This window comes from Citrobacter sp. RHB35-C21, assembly GCF_013816515.1.
GTDB lineage: Bacteria > Pseudomonadota > Gammaproteobacteria > Enterobacterales > Enterobacteriaceae > Citrobacter > Citrobacter braakii.
In genome coordinates this window covers 4,161,252-4,183,683 of sequence record NZ_CP057147.1, presented here as the reverse complement: position 1 = coordinate 4,183,683, position 22,432 = coordinate 4,161,252, and the positions used below count along the sequence as shown (strand labels likewise).

The following is a 22,432-nucleotide window of genomic DNA, read 5'->3' as shown; positions in this document are numbered from 1 at the left end:
GTCGGTAATATGGGATGCGTGGAGGCTTAACCCCAACTTTTATATATAGAGGTTTTAATCATGGCAACTGTTTCCATGCGCGACATGCTCAAGGCTGGTGTTCACTTCGGTCACCAGACCCGTTACTGGAACCCGAAAATGAAGCCGTTCATCTTCGGTGCGCGTAACAAAGTTCACATCATCAACCTTGAGAAAACTGTACCGATGTTCAACGAAGCTCTGGCTGAACTGAACAAGATCTCTGCTCGTAAAGGTAAAATCCTTTTCGTTGGTACTAAACGCGCTGCAAGCGAAGCGGTGAAAGAAGCTGCTAACAACTGCGACCAGTTCTTCGTGAACCATCGCTGGTTGGGCGGCATGCTGACTAACTGGAAAACCGTTCGTCAGTCCATCAAACGTCTGAAAGATCTGGAAACTCAGTCTCAGGACGGTACTTTCGAAAAGCTGACCAAGAAAGAAGCGCTGATGCGTACTCGTGAGCTTGAGAAACTGGAAAACAGCCTGGGCGGTATCAAAGACATGGGCGGTCTGCCGGACGCTCTGTTCGTAATCGATGCTGACCACGAGCACATTGCTATCAAAGAAGCAAACAACCTGGGTATCCCAGTATTTGCTATCGTTGATACCAACTCTGATCCGGACGGTGTTGACTTCGTTATCCCGGGTAACGACGACGCAATCCGTGCTGTGACCCTGTACCTGGGCGCTGTAGCTACTACCGTTCGTGAAGGCCGTTCTCAGGATCTGGCTTCCCAGGCGGAAGAAAGCTTCGTAGAAGCTGAATAATAAGGCACGCTCGTTCGAGCCCCCTTATAAACCAGGTAGTATCACGTTTGGTTAGGGGCCCTTTAGGCCCCTTTTTCACTTTTAAATCTGTGCGGTTTCATGCCGGGCAGATCAAATCTTCCGAGGATTTTAGAATGGCTGAAATTACCGCATCCCTGGTAAAAGAGCTGCGTGAGCGTACTGGCGCAGGCATGATGGATTGCAAAAAAGCACTGACTGAAGCTAATGGCGACATCGAGCTGGCAATCGAAAACATGCGTAAGTCCGGCGCAATCAAAGCGGCGAAAAAAGCAGGCAACGTTGCTGCTGACGGCGTAATCAAAACCAAAATCGACGGCAACATCGCTTTCATTCTGGAAGTTAACTGCCAGACTGACTTCGTTGCTAAAGATGCTGGTTTCCAGGCATTTGCTGACAAAGTACTGGACGCTGCCGTTGCTGGCAAAATCACTGACGTTGAAGTTCTGAAAGCGCAGTTCGAAGAAGAACGCGTTGCTCTGGTTGCTAAAATCGGTGAGAACATCAACATCCGTCGCGTTGCTTCCCTGGAAGGCGAAGTTCTGGGTAACTACCAGCACGGTGCTCGTATCGGTGTTCTGGTTGCTGCAACTGGCGCTGACGAAGAGCTGGTTAAACAGCTGGCAATGCACGTTGCTGCAAGCAAACCAGAATTCGTTAAGCCGGAAGACGTTTCTGCTGAAGTGGTAGAGAAAGAATACCAGGTTCAGCTGGACATCGCGATGCAGTCTGGTAAGCCGAAAGAAATCGCAGAGAAAATGGTTGAAGGCCGCATGAAGAAATTCACCGGCGAAGTTTCTCTGACTGGTCAGCCTTTCGTTATGGATCCGAGCAAATCTGTTGGTCAGCTGCTGAAAGAGCACAACGCTGATGTAACAGGCTTCATCCGCTTTGAAGTGGGTGAAGGTATCGAGAAAGTTGAGACTGACTTTGCAGCAGAAGTTGCTGCGATGTCCAAGCAGTCTTAATTTTTAAAGGAGCCGCCTGAGGGCGGCTTCTTTTTGTGTCTGGCTTGTAAATTCAGCGAACCGCTATAGTGGTCATGCTGAAAAGCGACATACAATGTCGCCGGTATTAATTCATCTCATTCGTTGACAGTCTCAGGAAAGAAACATGGCTACCAATGCAAAACCCGTCTACAAACGTATTCTGCTTAAGTTAAGTGGCGAAGCTCTGCAAGGTTCAGAAGGCTTCGGTATTGATGCAAGCATCCTTGACCGTATGGCTCAGGAAATCAAAGAGCTGGTTGAGCTGGGTATCCAGGTTGGCGTAGTGATTGGTGGTGGTAACCTGTTCCGTGGCGCTGGTCTGGCGAAAGCAGGGATGAACCGCGTTGTGGGCGACCACATGGGCATGTTAGCCACCGTCATGAACGGTCTGGCGATGCGCGATGCGCTTCACCGCGCCTATGTGAACGCTCGCTTGATGTCCGCAATTCCTCTGAATGGCGTGTGTGATAACTACAGCTGGGCGGAAGCAATCAGCCTGCTGCGTAACAACCGCGTTGTTATTTTGTCTGCGGGTACTGGCAATCCGTTCTTCACTACCGACTCTGCGGCTTGCCTGCGTGGTATTGAAATTGAAGCGGATGTGGTACTGAAAGCCACCAAAGTCGATGGCGTATTTACGGCTGACCCGGCTAAAGATCCAACGGCGACTATGTACGAACAGTTGACCTATGCTGAAGTACTGGATAAAGAGCTGAAAGTGATGGATCTTGCGGCGTTTACACTGGCTCGTGACCACAAATTACCGATTCGTGTCTTTAACATGAACAAACCGGGTGCGCTGCGCCGTGTTGTTATGGGTGAAAAAGAAGGCACGTTAATCACGGAATAATTCCCGTTGCGGCTAAATGCAGGTAATATTCCGCTTTAATGTCGCGGGATACGTCCCTCAAAATTAATCAAGACTATACTTGTCACATCTTGCGTGGTGGGTATGGTCTGACTGAAACAAGCTTTCAAGGATTCGTAACGTGATCAACGATATCAGAAAAGATGCTGAAGTACGCATGGACAAATGCGTCGAAGCGTTCAAAAACCAAATCAGCAAAATTCGCACGGGCCGTGCTTCTCCTAGCCTGCTGGATGGTATTGTCGTGGAATATTACGGCACACCGACCCCGCTGCGCCAGCTGGCAAGCGTAACGGTTGAAGATTCCCGTACCCTGAAAATCAACGTGTTTGACCGTTCTATGGGGCCAGCCGTTGAGAAAGCAATTATGGCTTCCGACCTCGGTCTGAATCCAAGTTCTGCGGGTTCCGACATCCGCGTTCCGCTGCCGCCGCTGACTGAAGAACGTCGTAAAGATCTGACCAAGATCGTGCGTGGCGAAGCTGAAGGCGCGCGCGTTGCCGTACGTAACGTACGCCGCGATGCCAACGACAAAGTGAAAGCGTTGTTGAAAGAAAAAGAGATCAGCGAAGATGACGATCGCCGTTCTCAGGACGACGTACAGAAACTGACTGACGCAGCTATCAAGAAAGTTGATGCGGCGCTGGCAGAGAAAGAAACGGAACTGATGCAGTTCTGATTCGCCTGTACGCTAAAAACGCCGCTTAGAAGGCCTGAGAAGGCTGGATGGCGGCGTTTTGCTTTTTTCTGTCTATATACTCTAAATATTCGAGTTGCAGGAAGGCGGCGACGCAGGGCATCCCCGGAAGCGTATACCCGTGCGTGGCAGGGGTGAACGAGGAGAGCCAACGTACATGCAACTTGAAGTATGACGAGTAAAATTCTTCTGGATGTCTGATGAAGCAATTAACCATCCTGGGATCAACCGGTTCCATTGGTTGCAGTACGCTGGATGTAGTACGCCATAACCCGGAAAAATTTCGCGTTGCTGCGTTGGTGGCGGGTAAAAATGTCGTCCGTATGGTTGAGCAATGTCTGGAATTTTCTCCTCGCTATGCGGTAATGGACGATGAAAAAAGCGCTACGTTGGTAAAAGCAGCTCTGCTGGAGCAGGGCAGTCGTACTGAGGTTATGAGCGGGCAGCAGGCTGCCTGTGATATGGCTGCGCTGGATGATGTTGATCAGGTTATGGCGGCGATTGTCGGCGCGGCGGGCTTGCTACCGACGCTGGCGGCAATCCGCGCGGGCAAAAGCATTTTGCTGGCGAATAAAGAGTCTCTGGTGACCTGCGGGCGTCTGTTTATGGACGACGTGCAACGCCACAAAGCACAGCTTTTGCCGGTAGATAGCGAACATAACGCGATTTTTCAGAGTTTACCGCAACCTATCCAACACAATCTGGGATACGCTGACCTTGAGCAAAATGGCGTCATTTCAGTTTTGCTTACCGGGTCTGGTGGCCCTTTCCGTGAAACGCCATTGCGCGATCTGGTTTCTATGACCCCCGATCAGGCATGTCGTCATCCGAATTGGTCGATGGGACGAAAAATCTCTGTCGATTCAGCCACCATGATGAATAAAGGTCTGGAATACATTGAAGCGCGTTGGTTATTTAATGCCAATGCAAGCCAGATGGAAGTGCTGATTCACCCGCAGTCGGTTATTCATTCGATGGTGCGTTATCAGGATGGTAGCGTTCTGGCGCAGTTGGGGGAACCTGATATGCGTACACCTATTGCTCATACGATGGCATGGCCAGAACGAGTGACGTCCGGCGTTAAGCCTGTCGACTTTTGCAAGCTCAGTGCGTTGACGTTTTCCGCACCTGATTACCAGCGTTATCCATGCCTGAAACTGGCGATGGACGCGTTTGAGCAAGGGCAGGCGGCGACGACCGCTTTGAACGCAGCGAATGAAATTACCGTTGCCGCATTCCTGGCGCAGCAGATCCGATTTACCGATATTGCTGACCTGAATTTATCCGTACTGGATAAGATGGATTTGCAGGAGCCACAGAGCGTTGATGACGTGCTGAAGGTTGATGCTATCGCGCGGGAAGTCGCCAGAAAAGAAGTGATGCGACGCTCAAGCTGATGATAATCCCTCCACGGAGAATCGCGCTATTTGTTAGCGTTGGGCTTCAGTGATATAGTCTGCGCCACTCGATCGCGGGTATTTGTTTTTTTTCGGTCGGGTAAGCCGTGGTTTGACACGGCTTTTTTGTGGATGCACAAAATCATTCAGGTTGCATCAAGGTGGCAAGTGGATGAGTCCCCTGGAGCATACAAAGAGTATGTGACTTGGGCGAAGATCACAGCCGACGAAGGAGCAGCCTGAAGGATGAAGCGCAAAAGGCTTCAGTATTCCTGAGTACCGTATAATCCTTTCAGGGACTAAAAACGCGTTATGTTGTCTGCAACTAAACCATTAAGCGAAAATTTGCCAGCACATGGTTGTCGCCATGTAGCAATTATCATGGATGGCAATGGCCGCTGGGCGAAAAAGCAAGGGAAGATTCGCGCCTTTGGACATAAGGCCGGAGCAAAGTCCGTCCGCCGGGCTGTCTCTTTTGCTGCCAATAACGGTATTGATGCGTTAACGCTGTATGCCTTTAGCAGTGAGAACTGGAACCGACCTGCGCAGGAAGTGAGCGCGTTAATGGAGCTGTTTGTGTGGGCGCTTGATAGCGAAGTGAAAAACCTGCACCGCCATAACGTACGTCTGCGTATTATCGGGGATATCAGTCGATTTAACTCACGTTTGCAAGAACGGATTCGCAAATCAGAAGCGATTACCGCCCAGAATACCGGGTTGACGCTTAATATTGCAGCGAATTACGGTGGACGGTGGGATATAGTCCAGGGAGTCAGACAACTGGCACAACAGGTGCAGGATGGTCTGCTGCGTCCAGAGCAAATCGATGAAGAGATGCTGGGGCAGCAAATTTGTATGCATGAACTGGCTCCTGTGGATTTAGTGATAAGGACTGGGGGAGAGCATCGAATTAGTAATTTTCTGTTGTGGCAAATTGCCTATGCCGAACTTTACTTTACGGATGTTCTCTGGCCCGATTTCGATGAACAAGACTTTGAAGGTGCGCTGCATGCCTTTGCTAATCGTGAGCGTCGTTTCGGCGGCACCGAGCCCGGTGATGAAAAAGCCTGATGGGGGTCGCTTTTGCTGAAGTATCGCCTGATTTCTGCTTTTGTTTTAATACCCGTTGTCATCGCGGCGCTGTTTTTGCTGCCGCCGGTGGGGTTCGCCATTGTTACGCTGGCCGTCTGTATGCTGGCCGCCTGGGAATGGGGACAGTTAAGCGGTTTTACCACGCGTACCCAGCGAGTCTGGCTGGCTGTTTTGTGCGGGCTATTGCTGGCACTGATGCTATTTTTGTTGCCGGAATACCATCGCAATATTCATCAGCCGCTGGTTGAAGTATCGCTGTGGGCGTCGCTGGGCTGGTGGGTCGTGGCGCTGTTACTGGTGCTGTTTTATCCCGGCTCTGCGTCGGTCTGGCGTAATTCCAAAACATTACGCATAATTTTCGGCGTGTTAACCATAGTCCCTTTCTTTTGGGGAATGCTGGCGCTACGTGCATGGCACTATGATGAGAATCATTATAGTGGCGCGCTATGGCTGCTGTATGTCATGATCCTCGTCTGGGGAGCGGACTCGGGTGCCTATATGTTTGGTAAGTTGTTTGGCAAACACAAGCTGGCGCCGAAGGTTTCTCCTGGTAAAACCTGGCAGGGTTTTATTGGCGGACTCGCCACTGCGGCCGTGATCTCATGGGGTTATGGCATGTGGGCGAATCTTGAGGTTGCGCCTGTCACCTTGCTTATTTGCTCTATCGTTGCAGCCCTGGCCTCCGTGCTGGGTGACCTGACCGAGAGTATGTTTAAGCGTGAAGCAGGTATTAAGGACAGTGGTCACTTAATACCAGGACACGGCGGTATTTTGGATCGTATTGATAGCCTGACGGCTGCGGTACCGGTCTTTGCCTGCCTGTTGTTACTGGTATTCAGGACGCTCTAACGGATGGTCTTATGCTGAGTATTCTCTGGAATCTGGCTGCATTCATCGTTGCACTTGGTGTGCTTATCACCGTGCATGAGTTTGGTCATTTCTGGGTTGCACGGCGCTGCGGAGTCCGCGTCGAACGCTTTTCCATTGGCTTTGGAAAAGCGCTTTGGCGGCGTACCGATAAATCAGGTACGGAATACGTCATCGCCCTGATTCCCCTCGGCGGTTACGTCAAGATGCTGGATGAGCGCGCTGAACCGGTCGCACCGGAGCTGCGCCATTACGCTTTCAACAATAAAACGGTTGGACAACGCGCAGCCATCATTGCCGCAGGTCCGATTGCTAACTTCCTTTTTGCTATTTTCGCGTATTGGCTGGTGTTTATCATCGGTGTCCCTGGCGTTCGTCCGGTTGTTGGTGAAATAACACCCAACTCGATTGCCGCACAGGCGCAAATTCAGCCGGGTACGGAACTAAAAGCGGTTGATGGTATCGAAACCCCTGATTGGGATGCCGTGCGATTACAACTGGTATCCAAAATTGGCGATGAACATACGACTCTCAGCGTGGCGCAGTTTGGCAGCAACCAGCGGCAGGACAAAACGCTGGATTTACGCCATTGGGCATTTGAGCCAGACAAAGAGGATCCTGTTTCCAGTTTAGGGATTCGCCCGCGCGGTCCGCAGATTGAATCGGTGCTGTCAGAAGTGCAGGTAAACTCCGCTGCAAGTAAGGCGGGTTTGCAAGCTGGCGACAGGATCGTTAAAGTCAATGGTCAGCCGCTGACGCAATGGATGACGTTCGTGACGCTGGTGCGCGATAATCCGGATAAGCCGTTAGCGCTAGATATTGAAAGACAAGGAAGTTCCTTGTCTTTAACGTTAACCCCAGATTCAAAACAGGTTAACGGGAAGGCAGAGGGTTTTGCGGGCGTGGTGCCTAAAGTTATTCCTCTGCCTGATGAGTATAAGACTGTACGCCAGTATGGGCCATTCAGCGCCATCCTCGAAGCCTCGGATAAAACGTGGCAGTTGATGAAGCTGACGGTCAGTATGCTGGGAAAATTGATTACCGGTGATGTAAAACTGAACAACCTCAGTGGGCCGATTTCTATCGCCCAGGGGGCTGGGATGTCAGCGGAGTTCGGGGTTATTTATTACCTGATGTTCCTTGCGCTTATCAGCGTGAACTTAGGGATAATCAACCTGTTTCCGTTGCCCGTTCTTGACGGGGGGCATCTGCTGTTCCTGGCGATTGAAAAGCTGAAGGGCGGTCCGGTATCCGAGCGGGTTCAAGACTTTAGTTATCGCATTGGCTCTATCTTGCTGGTGTTGTTAATGGGGCTTGCACTTTTCAATGATTTCTCTCGGTTGTAAGAGAGTGTTAGGAAGAACGCATAATAACGATGGCGATGAAAAAGTTGCTCATAGCGTCGCTGCTGTTTAGCAGCGCCACCGTATACGGTGCTGAAGGGTTCGTAGTGAAGGACATTCATTTCGAAGGCCTACAGCGAGTCGCCGTTGGTGCGGCTCTCCTCAGTATGCCGGTGCGCACAGGCGACACGGTTAATGATGAAGACATCAGTAATACCATTCGTGCTCTGTTCGCCACCGGTAACTTTGAGGATGTCCGCGTCCTGCGCGATGGTGATACCCTTCTGGTTCAGGTAAAAGAACGTCCGACGATTGCCAGCATCACTTTCTCCGGTAACAAATCGGTGAAAGATGACATGCTCAAGCAAAACCTCGAGGCTTCTGGTGTGCGTGTTGGCGAGTCTCTGGATCGCACCACGCTAGCCGATATCGAAAAAGGGCTGGAAGATTTCTACTATAGCGTCGGTAAGTACAGCGCCAGTGTGAAAGCGGTGGTAACGCCGTTGCCGCGTAACCGCGTTGACCTCAAGCTGGTCTTCCAGGAAGGCGTTTCGGCGAAGATCCAACAGATCAATATCGTCGGCAACCATGCTTTCTCGACCGACGAACTGATCTCTCACTTCCAACTGCGTGATGAAGTGCCGTGGTGGAACGTGGTGGGCGATCGTAAATACCAGAAACAGAAACTGGCGGGCGATCTTGAAACCTTGCGCAGCTACTATCTGGATCGCGGTTATGCTCGCTTCAATATCGATTCCACCCAGGTTAGCCTGACGCCGGATAAAAAAGGTATCTACATTACCGTTAACATCACTGAAGGCGATCAATACAAGCTTTCAGGGGTACAGGTGAGCGGTAACCTGGCTGGGCACTCCGCCGAAATTGAGACCCTGACCAAAATCGAGCCAGGCGAACTCTATAACGGCACCAAAGTGACCAAAATGGAAGATGATATCAAGAAGCTTCTGGGTCGCTATGGCTATGCCTATCCGCGCGTACAGTCGCAACCTGAAATCAACGACGCCGACAAAACCGTTAAATTACGCGTAAACGTGGATGCAGGTAACCGTTTCTACGTGCGTAAGATTCGTTTTGAAGGTAACGACACCTCTAAAGATTCCGTTCTGCGTCGCGAAATGCGCCAGATGGAAGGTGCCTGGTTGGGTAGTGATCTGGTCGATCAGGGTAAAGAGCGTCTGAACCGTCTGGGTTACTTTGAAACTGTCGATACCGATACTCAGCGTGTACCGGGTAGGCCGGATCAGGTTGATGTGGTCTATAAGGTTAAAGAGCGTAACACCGGTAGCTTTAACTTCGGCGTTGGTTACGGTACTGAAAGCGGCGTGAGCTTCCAGGCTGGCGTTCAGCAAGATAACTGGTTAGGTACCGGTTATTCAGTCGGGATCAACGGCACCAAAAACGACTATCAGACCTATACTGAGTTGTCTGTCACCAACCCATATTTCACCGTTGATGGGGTGAGCCTTGGTGGTCGCGTTTTCTACAATGACTTTAAAGCGGATGATGCAGACCTGTCCGACTATACCAACAAAAGTTATGGTACTGACGCAACGCTCGGCTTCCCGATCAACGAATACAACACCTTACGTGCGGGTGTGGGTTATGTGCATAACTCCTTGTCTAACATGGATCCACAGGTTGCAATGCAACGTTATCTGGTTTCAATGGGTAAGGATCCTGACGCTGATAGCTTTAAATCAGACGATTTCACCTTCAACTATGGGTGGACATATAACAAGCTGGACCGTGGGTACTTCCCAACGGAAGGTACGCGTGTCAACCTGAACGGTAAAGTAACCATTCCGGGTTCTGACAACGAATACTACAAAGCGACGTTGGATACCGCGACCTATGTGCCGATCGATGACGATCACAAATGGGTTGTTCTGGGTCGCACGAAGTGGGGCTATGGTGACGGCATCGGCAGCAAAGAGATGCCGTTCTACGAGAACTTCTATGCCGGTGGTTCCAGCACCGTGCGTGGTTTCCAGTCCAACACCATCGGTCCAAAGGCTGTCTATTTACCGGCTAATCGTTATAACAACGATAGCGATTACGATAACGAATGTGACGCTACCAATACTTCACCGTGTAAATCGGATGATGCGGTAGGCGGTAACGCCATGGCTGTCGCCAGCCTGGAATTTATTACCCCGACGCCGTTTATCAGCGACAAGTATGCCAACTCGGTCCGTACCTCATTCTTCTGGGATATGGGTACCGTTTGGGATACGAACTGGGATTCAGCTAAGTACTCTGGTTATCCGGACTACAGCGATCCGAACAATATCCGTATGTCAGCGGGTATCGCTTTACAATGGATGTCCCCATTGGGGCCGTTGGTTTTCTCCTACGCCCAGCCGTTCAAGAAGTACGATGGAGACAAAGCGGAACAGTTCCAGTTTAACATTGGTAAAACCTGGTAATTGTTCTTCGCAAAGGAATGTAGTGGTAGTGTAGCGATGACTTTAGGCGATCTTGCATGGGATCGCCTGGCCACGCAAAGAACTGTACCTTCGGGTGCAAATGGGATGGTAAGGAGTTAATTGTGAAAAAGTGGTTATTAGCTGCAGGTCTCGGTTTAGCGATGGCAACGTCCGCACAGGCTGCTGACAAAATTGCAATCGTCAACATGGGTAGCTTGTTCCAACAGGTTGCACAGAAGACGGGCGTTTCTGCTACGCTGGAAAACGAGTTCAAAGGCCGTGCCAGCGAACTGCAGCGTATGGAATCTGATCTGCAATCTAAAATGCAGCGTCTGCAATCCATGAAAGCGGGTAGCGATCGTACCAAGCTGGAAAAAGACGTCATGGCTCAGCGTCAGACTTTCTCTCAGAAAGCTCAGGCTTTTGAGCAGGATCGTGCGCGTCGTTCCAACGAAGAACGTGGCAAACTGGTTACTCGTATCCAGACAGCTGTGAAATCTGTTGCTAACAGTCAGAGCATCGATCTGGTTGTTGACGCAAACACCGTTGCATACAACAGCAGCGATGTAAAAGACATCACCGCTGACGTACTGAAACAGGTTAAATAAGTAATGCCTTCAATTCGACTGGCTGATTTAGCAGAGCAGTTGGATGCAGAATTACACGGTGATGGCGATATCGTCATCACCGGCGTAGCGTCCATGCAATCTGCGCAAACTGGCAATATCACGTTCATGGTGAATCCTAAGTACCGTGAACACTTAGGCGTATGCCAGGCCTCTGCCGTTGTGATGACGCAGGACGATCTTCCTTTTGCTAAGAGTGCAGCGCTGGTAGTGAAGAATCCCTACCTGACCTATGCACGTATGGCGCAAATCTTAGATACCACGCCGCAGCCCGCACAAAACATTGCACCGAGTGCAGTGATCGATGCGACGGCGAAGCTGGGTAATAATGTTTCTGTGGGCGCAAATGCGGTCATTGAGTCTGGCGTAGAACTGGGCGATAACGTCGTTATCGGCGCAGGCTGCTTCGTCGGAAAAAATACTAAAATCGGCGCAGGTTCACGCTTGTGGGCGAATGTGACGATTTACCACGACATTCAGATCGGTGAGAATTGCCTGATCCAGTCCAGCACTGTCGTCGGATCTGATGGATTTGGTTACGCGAACGATCGCGGTAACTGGGTGAAGATCCCGCAGCTTGGTCGCGTGATTATCGGCGATCGCGTCGAGATCGGCGCTTGTACCACCATTGACCGTGGTGCGCTGGACGATACTGTGATCGGTAATGGTGTTATCATTGATAACCAGTGCCAGATTGCGCATAACGTTGTGATTGGCGACAATACGGCGGTAGCCGGTGGCGTCATTATGGCGGGTAGCCTGAAGATTGGCCGTTACTGCATGATTGGCGGCGCCAGCGTGATCAATGGGCATATGGAAATATGCGATAAAGTCACGGTTACTGGCATGGGTATGGTGATGCGTCCTATCACCGAATCTGGCGTCTATTCCTCAGGCATTCCGCTACAGCCCAATAAGGTATGGCGTAAAACAGCTGCACTGGTGATGAATATTGATGATATGAGCAAGCGTCTCAAAGCGATTGAGCGCAAGGTTAATCAACAAGACTAAAGCACCGTTTTTGCATGTCTGACTTTTCGGCCTGTCCCATTCATACGATTGCGACAGGCCGTGTTATTATTGCCTTTTAGTATATTTTGACAGGAAGAGTATTTTGACTACTAACACTCATACTCTGCATATTGAAGAGATTTTAGAACTTCTGCCGCACCGTTTTCCGTTTCTGCTGGTTGACCGCGTGCTGGATTTTGAAGAAGGTCGCTTTCTGCGCGCAGTGAAAAATGTATCTGTTAACGAGCCTTTCTTCCAGGGCCACTTCCCGGGTAAACCTATTTTCCCTGGCGTACTGATTCTGGAAGCAATGGCGCAGGCCACTGGTATCCTCGCGTTTAAAAGCGTAGGGAAACTGGAACCAGGTGAACTGTACTATTTTGCGGGTATTGACGAAGCGCGCTTTAAGCGTCCTGTCGTGCCAGGCGATCAGATGATCATGGAAGTGACTTTCGAGAAAACGCGCCGCGGCCTGACCCGTTTTAAAGGGGTTGCGCTGGTCGACGGTAAAGTTGTGTGCGAAGCAACGATGATGTGTGCCCGTAGCCGGGAGGCCTGATACGTGATTGATAAATCCGCCTTTATTCACCCAACTGCCATTGTGGAAGAAGGCGCCAGCATTGGCGCTAACGCTCACATTGGCCCATTTTGTATTGTTGGACCCCATGTTGAAATTGGTGAGGGTACCGTACTGAAGTCTCACGTTGTCGTGAATGGCCATACAAAAATTGGTCGCGATAACGAGATCTATCAGTTTGCCTCCATCGGTGAAGTTAACCAGGATCTGAAATATGCTGGCGAACCGACCCGCGTGGAAATTGGCGATCGCAACCGCATCCGCGAAAGCGTCACCATTCATCGTGGCACAGTGCAGGGCGGTGGAGTGACGAAGGTGGGCAGCGATAACTTACTGATGATTAATGCGCACGTCGCGCATGATTGTACGGTAGGCAACCGCTGTATTCTGGCGAATAACGCCACGCTTGCCGGGCATGTGTCGCTGGATGATTTTGTTATCATCGGCGGCATGACTGCGGTGCATCAGTTCTGCATCATCGGCGCGCATGTGATGGTTGGCGGCTGTTCTGGCGTTGCTCAGGACGTGCCTCCGTACGTTATCGCCCAGGGCAACCACGCAACGCCATTTGGTGTCAATATCGAAGGTCTGAAGCGTCGTGGATTCACCCGCGAAGCGATTACCGCGATTCGTAATGCCTACAAAGCGTTGTACCGTAGCGGTAAAACGCTGGAAGAAGTGAAACCGGAAATCGCGGAACTGGCGAAACAGTACCCTGAAGTTCAGGCTTTCAGCGACTTCTTTGAGCGCTCAACGCGTGGTCTGATTCGTTAATGACTGAGCAGCGTCCTTTAACGATTGCCCTCGTCGCCGGAGAAACCTCCGGCGATATTCTTGGTGCAGGGTTAATTCGTGCACTCAAGGCTCGCGTTCCCAATGCGCGTTTTGTTGGCGTGGCGGGTCCGCTGATGCAGGCCGAAGGCTGTGAAGCCTGGTACGAAATGGAAGAGCTGGCGGTAATGGGCATTGTTGAAGTGCTCGGACGCCTGCGCCGGTTACTGCATATTCGCGCCGATCTCACTCGCCGATTTACAGACTTAAAGCCGGATGTTTTCGTCGGTATTGATGCGCCTGATTTCAATATTACCCTCGAAGGTAACTTAAAAAAGCAGGGCATTAAAACCATTCATTACGTCAGCCCCTCTGTGTGGGCCTGGCGACAGAAACGCGTTTTCAAAATAGGCAGATCCACCAATATGGTGCTGGCCTTTCTGCCTTTCGAAAAAGCGTTTTATGACAAATTTAACGTCCCGTGCCGCTTTATCGGTCATACCATGGCAGATGCCATGCCGTTGGACCCGGATAAAAACGCGGCTCGTGATGTTCTGGGTATTCCCCATGACGCTCACTGCCTGGCGCTATTGCCAGGAAGTCGTGGCGCAGAAGTTGAGATGCTTAGCGCCGATTTTCTGAAAACGGCGCAGTTGTTACGCCAGCATTATCCAGATCTCGAAGTGGTAGTGCCGTTGGTGAATGCCAAACGTCGCGAGCAGTTTGAGCGCATTAAAGCTGAAGTTGCGCCGGAGCTTTCCGTACATCTGCTTAATGGGATGGGACGTGAAGCGATGGTTGCCAGCGATGCCGCACTGCTGGCTTCCGGCACCGCTGCGCTGGAATGTATGCTGGCAAAATGCCCGATGGTGGTTGGCTATCGTATGAAACCTTTCACCTTCTGGCTGGCAAAGCGTCTGGTGAAGACCGATTACGTTTCGCTACCTAACCTGCTGGCGGGAAGAGAACTGGTTAAAGAGCTGTTGCAGGAAGAGTGCGAACCGCAGGCGCTGTCGCAAGCGCTGTTGCCGTTGCTGGCGAATGGCAAAACCAGTCATGCGATGCACGACACATTCCGTGAACTGCATCAGCAGATCCGTTGCAACGCTGATGAGCAGGCGGCGGATGCGGTCCTGGAGTTAGCGCAATGATTGAATTTGTATATCCGCATACGCATTTAGTGGCGGGTGTAGATGAAGTTGGACGTGGTCCTTTGGTCGGCGCGGTCGTCACTGCCGCCGTCATTCTGGATCCGGCTCGCCCTATTATCGGTCTTAACGACTCAAAAAAACTGTCGGAAAAACGTCGCCTGGCGCTATTCGATGAGATTAAAGAAAAAGCGTTAAGCTGGAGCCTGGGGCGTGCGGAACCACATGAAATCGACGAGTTGAATATTTTACATGCCACTATGCTGGCCATGCAGCGTGCGGTTGCGGGTCTGCATATAGCGCCGGAATACGTACTGATCGACGGCAATCGTTGCCCGGCATTACCGGTGCCATCGCTGGCGGTGGTAAAAGGTGATAGCCGTGTGGCGGAGATTAGCGCGGCGTCGATACTGGCAAAAGTCACTCGCGATGCTGAAATGGCGGCCCTGGATACGGTGTTCCCGCAGTATGGCTTTGCACAGCACAAAGGCTATCCAACCGCTTTTCATCTGGAAAAGTTGGCAATGCATGGCGCAACAGAGCACCATCGCCGTAGTTTTGGCCCCGTCAAACGCGCACTGGGACTCACGTCCTGATTCTTGTGTCGAAGGAATCTGAAGATGTCTGAACCTCGTTTCGTCCACCTGCGGGTGCACAGCGACTACTCCATGATCGATGGGCTGGCGAAAACCGGGCCGCTGGTGAAAAAGGCGGCCGCGTTAGGCATGCCTGCGCTGGCGATCACCGATTTTACCAACCTGTGTGGTCTGGTGAAGTTTTACGGAGCGGGTCACGGTGCGGGTATCAAGCCGATAGTTGGCGCAGATTTTCATGTCCGTAGCGAGCTGCTGGGCGATGAACTCACGCAGCTCACCGTGCTGGCCGCAAACAATACTGGCTATCAGAACCTGACGTTGTTGATATCGAAAGCCTATCAGCGTGGTTATGGCGCAGAAGGGCCGGTCATCGACCGGGATTGGCTGGCCGAGTTAAAAGAAGGTTTGATTTTGCTCTCCGGCGGCCGCATGGGCGACGTTGGGCGCAGCCTGCTGCGCGGTAATAGCGCACTGGTTGATGAGTGCGTAGCGTTTTACGAAGAACATTTTCCAAATTGTTATTTCCTCGAGCTTATCCGCACCGGCAGGCAAGATGAAGAAAATTATCTGCATGCAGCGGTAGAGCTGGCGGAAAGGCGTGGTCTTCCGGTGGTGGCGACTAACGATGTTCGTTTCCTTGAAACCGGTGATTTTGACGCGCATGAAATCCGCGTGGCAATCCATGACGGGTTCACCCTTGACGACCCGAAACGCCCACGTAATTATTCGCCGCAGCAGTACATGCGTAGCGAAGATGAGATGTGCGAGCTGTTTTCCGATATTCCGGAAGCGCTGCAAAACACCGTTGAGATAGCTAAGCGCTGTAACGTGACGGTACGTCTGGGTGAGTATTTCCTGCCACAGTTCCCGACCGGTGATATGACCACCGAGGATTTCCTCGTGGCGAAATCGCGCGAAGGTCTGGAAGAGCGTCTGGCGTTTTTGTTCCCGGACCCTGAAGTTCGCGCCCAGAAGCGCCCGCCTTATGACGAACGTCTGGAAGTTGAACTGAAAGTTATCAACCAGATGGGATTTCCTGGCTACTTCCTGATCGTGATGGAATTTATCCAGTGGTCGAAAGATAACGGCGTACCGGTAGGTCCAGGACGCGGTTCCGGTGCGGGCTCGCTTGTCGCCTATGCGCTGAAAATTACCGACCTGGATCCGCTGGAATTTGACCTGCTGTTCGAACGATTCCTGAACCCGGAACGTGTCTCAATGCCCGACTTCGACGTTGACTTCTGTATGGAGAAACGCGACCGGGTAATTGAACACGTGGCGGAAATGTACGGTCGTGATGCGGTTTCGCAGATTATTACCTTCGGTACGATGGCGGCCAAAGCGGTTATCCGCGACGTGGGGCGCGTGCTGGGACACCCGTACGGCTTCGTTGACCGTATTTCGAAACTGGTGCCGCCCGATCCGGGCATGACGCTGGCAAAAGCCTTTGAAGCCGAACCCCAACTGCCGGAAATCTATGAGGCAGATGAAGAGGTTAAAGCGCTGATCGATATGGCGCGTAAGCTGGAAGGCGTCACGCGTAACGCCGGTAAACACGCCGGTGGTGTAGTTATCGCGCCGACCAAAATTACCGATTTTGCGCCGCTGTACTGCGATGAACAGGGGCTGCACCCGGTTACTCAGTTTGATAAGAACGACGTGGAATATGCCGGCCTTGTGAAGTTCGACTTCCTCGGCCTGCGTACGCTCACCATCATCAACTGGGCGCTGGAAATGATTAACGCGCGCCGTGAAAAGAACGGCGAGCCGCCGCTGGATATCGCCGCTATCCCGCTGGATGACAAGAAAAGCTTCGACATGCTGCAACGTTCGGAGACCACGGCGGTCTTCCAGCTAGAATCCCGCGGCATGAAAGATCTTATCAAACGTCTGCAGCCTGACTGCTTCGAAGATATGATCGCCCTGGTGGCCCTGTTCCGTCCAGGTCCGCTACAGTCGGGGATGGTAGATAACTTTATCGACCGTAAGCATGGTCGCGAAGAGATTTCCTACCCGGACGTACAATGGCAGCATGAGTGTCTGAAACCGGTACTGGAGCCGACCTACGGCATTATCCTGTATCAGGAACAGGTTATGCAGATTGCCCAGGAGCTGTCCGGATATACCCTTGGCGGTGCGGACATGTTGCGTCGTGCGATGGGTAAGAAAAAGCCGGAAGAGATGGCTAAGCAGCGCGGCACCTTTGAAGAAGGGGCGAAAAAGCGCGGCGTCGACGGCGAACTGGCGATGAAAATCTTTGACCTGGTGGAGAAATTCGCCGGTTACGGATTTAACAAATCGCACTCCGCTGCCTATGCGCTGGTCTCTTACCAGACGCTATGGCTGAAGGCGCATTACCCCGCCGAGTTTATGGCGGCGGTAATGACCGCCGATATGGATAACACCGAGAAAGTGGTCGGGCTGGTGGATGAATGCTGGCGTATGGGGCTCAAAATCCTGCCGCCGGATATCAACTCCGGGCTTTATCATTTTCACGTGAATGATGATGGCGAAATTGTCTATGGCATCGGCGCGATAAAAGGCGTGGGTGAAGGGCCAATTGAAGCTATTATTGAGGCGCGCAACGAAGGCGGTTACTTCCGCGAGCTGTTTGATCTCTGTGCGCGCACGGACATCAAAAAACTCAACCGCCGGGTGCTGGAAAAGTTAATCATGTCCGGGGCGTTTGACCGCCTTGGTCCGCATCGTGCGGCGCTGATGAATTCGCTCAACGATGCGCTAAAAGCCGCCGATCAGCATGCGAAAGCCGAGGCAACGGGTCAGGCGGACATGTTTGGCGTGCTGGCTGAAGAGCCGGAACAAATTGAACAGTCTTATGCTAACTGTACACCGTGGCCGGAGCAGGTGGTATTAGAAGGGGAACGTGAAACGTTAGGGCTTTACCTGACGGGACACCCCATCAACCAGTATTTAAAAGAAATTGAGCGCTATGTTGGAGGCCACAGGCTGAAAGACATGCATCCGACAGAACGTGGTAAAGTCACCACGGCTGCGGGGCTCGTCATTGCTGCGCGGGTAATGGTCACCAAGCGCGGCAATCGTATCGGCATCTGTACCCTGGATGACCGTTCCGGGCGTCTGGAAGTTATGTTGTTTACCGACGCCCTGGATAAATACCAGCAATTGCTGGAAAAAGACCGCATACTTATCGTCAGCGGACAGGTCAGCTTTGATGACTTCAGTGGCGGGCTTAAAATGATGGCCCGTGAAGTCATGGATATTGACGAAGCCCGGGAAAAATATGCTCGCGGGCTTGCTATCTCGCTGACGGACAGGCAAATTGATGACCAGCTTTTAAACCGACTCCGTCAGTCTCTGGAACCCCACCGCTCGGGGACAATTCCAGTACATCTCTACTATCAGAGGGCGGATGCACGTGCGCGATTGCGTTTTGGCGCAACGTGGCGTGTCTCTCCGAGCGATCGTTTGCTAAACGATCTCCGTGGCCTTATTGGTTCGGAGCAGGTGGAACTGGAGTTTGACTAATACAGGAATACTATGAGTCTGAATTTCCTTGATTTTGAACAGCCGATTGCAGAGCTGGAAGCAAAAATCGATTCTCTGACTGCGGTTAGCCGTCAGGATGAGAAACTGGATATTAACATCGATGAAGAAGTGCATCGTCTGCGTGAAAAAAGCGTAGAGCTGACGCGTAAAATCTTCGCCGATCTTGGCGCATGGCAGGTAGCCCAACTGGCGCGCCATCCACAGCGTCCGTACACCCTGGATTATGTCCGCCTGGCATTTGATGAATTTGATGAGCTGGCGGGCGATCGTGCCTATGCGGATGATAAAGCTATTGTCGGCGGCATCGCGCGTCTGGATGGCCGTCCGGTGATGATCATTGGTCATCAGAAAGGCCGTGAGACCAAAGAAAAAATTCGTCGTAATTTCGGCATGCCGGCACCGGAAGGCTATCGCAAAGCGCTGCGTCTGATGGAAATGGCCGAGCGTTTCAATATGCCGATCATTACCTTCATCGACACCCCAGGGGCTTATCCGGGCGTGGGCGCGGAAGAACGTGGTCAGTCTGAAGCGATTGCGCGCAACCTGCGTGAAATGTCGCGTCTGAGCGTACCGGTAATCTGCACCGTTATTGGTGAAGGTGGTTCCGGCGGCGCGCTGGCGATCGGCGTAGGCGATAAAGTGAATATGCTGCAATACAGCACCTATTCCGTTATCTCCCCGGAAGGCTGTGCCTCCATTCTGTGGAAAAGCGCCGACAAAGCGCCGCTGGCCGCAGAAGCGATGGGGATTATCGCGCCGCGTCTGAAAGAGCTGAAGCTTATCGACTCTATCATCCCGGAACCGCTGGGCGGCGCGCACCGCAACCCGGAAGTGATGGCTGCGTCCCTGAAAGCACAGCTGCTGGCCGATCTCGCCGATCTCGACGTGTTAAGCAAAGATGATTTGAAAAACCGTCGTTACCAGCGTCTGATGAGCTACGGTTACGCGTAAACTGCATTAATTCTGAAAAGGGCCACAACGCTGTGGCCCTTTTTTTTACCTGTGGTTTCACCAGGCTATGATTAACTAAGGTTTTTCCAGGAGGAACGCATGAATATCATTGCCATCATGGGACCGCATGGCGTCTTTTATAAAGATGAGCCCATCAAGGAACTTGAGCGTGCGCTGCAACAGCAGGGGTTTCAGATTATCTGGCCGCAGAATAGCGTCGACCTGCTTAAGTTTATCGAACATAACCCACGAATTTGCGGTGTCATTTTTGACTGGGATGAATACAGCCTGGATCTGTGCAGTGACATCAACCAGCTCAACGAGTATCTCCCGCTCTACGCCTTTATTAATACCCATTCGACGATGGATGTCAGCGCACACGACCTGCGCATGGCGCTGTGGTTTTTTGAGTATGCGCTGGGCCAGTCTGAAGATATTGCAACCCGCATCCGTCAGTACACCAGCGAATACCTCGATAACATCACCCCTCCTTTCACCAAGGCGCTGTTTACCTATGTGAAGGAAGGAAAGTACACCTTCTGCACGCCCGGACATATGGCGGGAACGGCGTATCAGAAAAGCCCGGTCGGCTGCCTGTTCTATGATTTCTTTGGCGGCAATACGCTGAAGGCCGACGTGTCTATTTCCGTGACTGAACTGGGTTCGCTGCTGGATCATACCGGCCCGCATCTGGAAGCGGAGGAGTATATCGCGCGCACCTTTGGCGCCGAGCAGAGCTATATGGTGACCAACGGCACCTCGACGTCGAACAAGATTGTCGGCATGTATGCCGCGCCTTCAGGCAGTACGCTACTGATTGATCGCAACTGTCATAAGTCGCTGGCGCATTTGCTCATGATGAGCGATGTGGTGCCAATCTGGCTGAAGCCTACGCGCAATGCGCTGGGGATCCTCGGCGGTATACCTCGTCGGGAATTCACCCGCGCAAGCATTGAACGCAAGGTAGAAGAGACCCCTCAGGCACTATGGCCGGTACACGCGGTGATCACCAACTCCACCTATGACGGCCTGTTGTATAACACTAACTGGATCAAGCAAACCCTGGATGTGCCCTCCATTCATTTTGATTCTGCCTGGGTGCCGTATACCCATTTTCACCCGATCTATCAGGGGAAAAGTGGGATGAGCGGCGAACGGGTGCCGGGGAAAGTGATTTTTGAAACCCAGTCAACCCACAAGATGCTGGCGGCACTATCACAGGCTTCTCTGATCCACATTAAGGGCGACTACGACGAAGAGACGTTCAACGAAGCCTTTATGATGCACACTTCCACTTCCCCGAGCTACCCGATTGTTGCGTCGATAGAAACGGCGGCGGCAATGCTGCGTGGCAATTCAGGCAAGCGGTTAATCAATCGTTCAGTGGAGCGGGCGCTGCATTTCCGTAAAGAAGTGCAGCGGCTACGCGAAGAGTCGGATGGCTGGTTCTTTGATATCTGGCAGCCGGAAAGGGTAGATGAGGCGGAGTGCTGGCCGGTAGCGCCTGGTGAAGACTGGCACGGATTTGTTGATGCTGACGCCGACCATATGTTCCTCGACCCGGTGAAGGTCACCATTCTTACGCCGGGAATGGATGAACAGGGAAATATGAGTGAAGAGGGGATCCCTGCGGCGCTGGTGGCGAAATTCCTTGATGAGCGCGGTGTCGTTGTCGAGAAAACGGGACCGTATAATCTGTTGTTCCTGTTCAGTATTGGCATTGATAAAACCCGGGCGATGGGGCTACTGCGCGGCCTGACGGAATTTAAACGCTCGTACGATCTGAATTTACGCGTGAAAAATATGCTGCCGGATCTGTATGCCGAGGATCCCGATTTCTATCGTAATATGCGTATTCAGGATCTGGCGCAGGGGATCCATAAGCTGATCCGCCAGCACGATCTCTCCGGGCTGATGCTGCGGGCATTTGATACCTTACCGGAAATGAAAATGACCCCGCACCAGGCCTGGCAGCGGCAGATCAAAGGTGAGGTCGAAACGGTGGCGCTCGATCAACTGGTGGGGCGCATTTCTGCCAATATGATTCTGCCTTATCCTCCCGGTGTGCCGCTCTTGATGCCCGGGGAAATGATCACGGCCAAAAGTCGGGCTGTACTCGATTTTCTGCTGATGTTGTGTTCAGTGGGCCATCACTATCCTGGATTTGAAACCGATATCCATGGCGCTAAACTGGGTGAAGATGGCGTGTATCGCGTGCGAGTCCTAAAAATGGCATGACGACTTGCGTGAACCCATTACGCACGAGTAACGTGCTGGCAGAAAAACGAAAGAGGCGATGACGCTATGCTGGGATTAAAACAGGTTCACCATATTGCCATTATTGCGACGGACTACGCGGCGAGTAAGGCATTTTACTGTGATGTGCTGGGCTTTACGCTAATCAGCGAAGCCTACCGGGAAGAACGTGACTCGTGGAAGGGTGATCTGGCATTGAACGGTCAGTATGTGATTGAGCTTTTTTCTTTTCCATTTCCGCCTTGCCGTCCGAGCCGACCGGAAGCCTGCGGTTTACGCCATCTGGCGTTCAGCGTAGATGACGTGGAAAAAGCGATCGCGCATCTGGAAGCTCACCACGTGAAGTGCGAATCCGTGCGTATCGATCCGTTTACCGGCAAACGCTTTACGTTTTTTAACGATCCGGACGGATTACCGCTCGAACTGTACGAGCTGTAAGTCTTATCATTGTGGCATTAGCCTGG

The 22,432-nt window shown here is 51.9% G+C and carries 19 protein-coding genes; all 19 read left to right on the top strand.

From position 1 onward, the window contains the following. Positions 1-60: 60 nt before the first annotated feature. A complete protein-coding gene (gene rpsB / locus HVZ39_RS20390) occupies positions 61-786 on the top strand; it encodes a 30S ribosomal protein S2 (RefSeq protein WP_016151758.1) in 726 nt (241 codons plus the stop codon). A gap of 134 nt (positions 787-920) precedes the next feature. Beyond that, the gene (tsf, locus tag HVZ39_RS20385; protein WP_016151759.1) at positions 921-1,772 is read left to right on the top strand and encodes a translation elongation factor Ts; all 852 of its coding nucleotides are present in this window, start codon (positions 921-923) and stop codon (positions 1,770-1,772) included. A gap of 145 nt (positions 1,773-1,917) precedes the next feature. Then, a complete protein-coding gene (gene pyrH / locus HVZ39_RS20380) occupies positions 1,918-2,643 on the top strand; it encodes a UMP kinase (RefSeq protein ID WP_005132114.1) in 726 nt (241 codons plus the stop codon). 139 nt (positions 2,644-2,782) lie between these two features. Next, complete coding sequence (frr, locus tag HVZ39_RS20375) at positions 2,783-3,340, top strand: ribosome recycling factor (protein ID WP_016151760.1); 558 nt, start codon at positions 2,783-2,785, stop codon at positions 3,338-3,340. Positions 3,341-3,558: 218 nt separating this feature from the next. Further along, on the top strand, positions 3,559-4,755 hold the full coding sequence (gene ispC, locus HVZ39_RS20370; RefSeq protein WP_181632899.1) for a 1-deoxy-D-xylulose-5-phosphate reductoisomerase: 1,197 nt from the start codon (positions 3,559-3,561) through the stop codon (positions 4,753-4,755). Between the two features lie 312 nt (positions 4,756-5,067). Further along, positions 5,068-5,826 carry a (2E,6E)-farnesyl-diphosphate-specific ditrans,polycis-undecaprenyl-diphosphate synthase gene (gene ispU, locus HVZ39_RS20365; RefSeq protein WP_003018543.1) on the top strand — a complete coding sequence of 253 codons (759 nt, stop codon included), beginning with the start codon at positions 5,068-5,070 and terminating at the stop codon, positions 5,824-5,826. Between the two features lie 12 nt (positions 5,827-5,838). After that, on the top strand, positions 5,839-6,696 hold the full coding sequence (cdsA, locus tag HVZ39_RS20360) for a phosphatidate cytidylyltransferase (protein ID WP_016151762.1): 858 nt from the start codon (positions 5,839-5,841) through the stop codon (positions 6,694-6,696). Positions 6,697-6,707: 11 nt separating this feature from the next. Beyond that, the gene (rseP, locus tag HVZ39_RS20355) at positions 6,708-8,060 is read left to right on the top strand and encodes a sigma E protease regulator RseP (protein WP_016151763.1); all 1,353 of its coding nucleotides are present in this window, start codon (positions 6,708-6,710) and stop codon (positions 8,058-8,060) included. 29 nt (positions 8,061-8,089) lie between these two features. Further along, positions 8,090-10,504 (top strand): outer membrane protein assembly factor BamA, encoded by a 2,415-nt coding sequence (gene bamA / locus HVZ39_RS20350; protein WP_151222945.1) that lies wholly within the window; start codon positions 8,090-8,092, stop codon positions 10,502-10,504. A gap of 122 nt (positions 10,505-10,626) precedes the next feature. After that, on the top strand, positions 10,627-11,112 hold the full coding sequence (gene skp / locus HVZ39_RS20345) for a molecular chaperone Skp (protein WP_016151765.1): 486 nt from the start codon (positions 10,627-10,629) through the stop codon (positions 11,110-11,112). 3 nt (positions 11,113-11,115) lie between these two features. Further along, positions 11,116-12,141, top strand: coding sequence for a UDP-3-O-(3-hydroxymyristoyl)glucosamine N-acyltransferase (gene lpxD / locus HVZ39_RS20340; RefSeq protein WP_046275342.1), 1,026 nt, complete (start codon positions 11,116-11,118; stop codon positions 12,139-12,141). Positions 12,142-12,244: 103 nt separating this feature from the next. Further along, the gene (fabZ, locus tag HVZ39_RS20335) at positions 12,245-12,700 is read left to right on the top strand and encodes a 3-hydroxyacyl-ACP dehydratase FabZ (protein ID WP_003018528.1); all 456 of its coding nucleotides are present in this window, start codon (positions 12,245-12,247) and stop codon (positions 12,698-12,700) included. Positions 12,701-12,703: 3 nt separating this feature from the next. Further along, complete coding sequence (gene lpxA / locus HVZ39_RS20330; protein WP_003018525.1) at positions 12,704-13,492, top strand: acyl-ACP--UDP-N-acetylglucosamine O-acyltransferase; 789 nt, start codon at positions 12,704-12,706, stop codon at positions 13,490-13,492. Continuing rightward, positions 13,492-14,640: a lipid-A-disaccharide synthase gene (lpxB, locus tag HVZ39_RS20325; RefSeq protein ID WP_003829168.1), complete on the top strand. Its 1,149-nt coding sequence runs from the start codon at positions 13,492-13,494 to the stop codon at positions 14,638-14,640. The genes lpxA and lpxB overlap by 1 nt, the downstream gene beginning before the upstream one ends. Continuing rightward, on the top strand, positions 14,637-15,233 hold the full coding sequence (rnhB, locus tag HVZ39_RS20320; RefSeq protein ID WP_019078405.1) for a ribonuclease HII: 597 nt from the start codon (positions 14,637-14,639) through the stop codon (positions 15,231-15,233). Before lpxB ends, rnhB begins: the two co-directional genes overlap by 4 nt. A gap of 24 nt (positions 15,234-15,257) precedes the next feature. Then, a complete protein-coding gene (dnaE, locus tag HVZ39_RS20315; protein ID WP_016151769.1) occupies positions 15,258-18,740 on the top strand; it encodes a DNA polymerase III subunit alpha in 3,483 nt (1,160 codons plus the stop codon). Between the two features lie 12 nt (positions 18,741-18,752). After that, entirely contained in the window at positions 18,753-19,712 is a 960-nt protein-coding gene (gene accA, locus HVZ39_RS20310; protein ID WP_003018513.1) for an acetyl-CoA carboxylase carboxyl transferase subunit alpha, read from the top strand. 99 nt (positions 19,713-19,811) lie between these two features. Next, positions 19,812-21,950 carry a lysine decarboxylase LdcC gene (gene ldcC / locus HVZ39_RS20305; protein WP_016151770.1) on the top strand — a complete coding sequence of 713 codons (2,139 nt, stop codon included), beginning with the start codon at positions 19,812-19,814 and terminating at the stop codon, positions 21,948-21,950. A 66-nt stretch (positions 21,951-22,016) separates the two neighbouring features. Next, on the top strand, positions 22,017-22,406 hold the full coding sequence (locus tag HVZ39_RS20300) for a VOC family protein (protein ID WP_016151771.1): 390 nt from the start codon (positions 22,017-22,019) through the stop codon (positions 22,404-22,406). Positions 22,407-22,432: the final 26 nt, after the last annotated feature.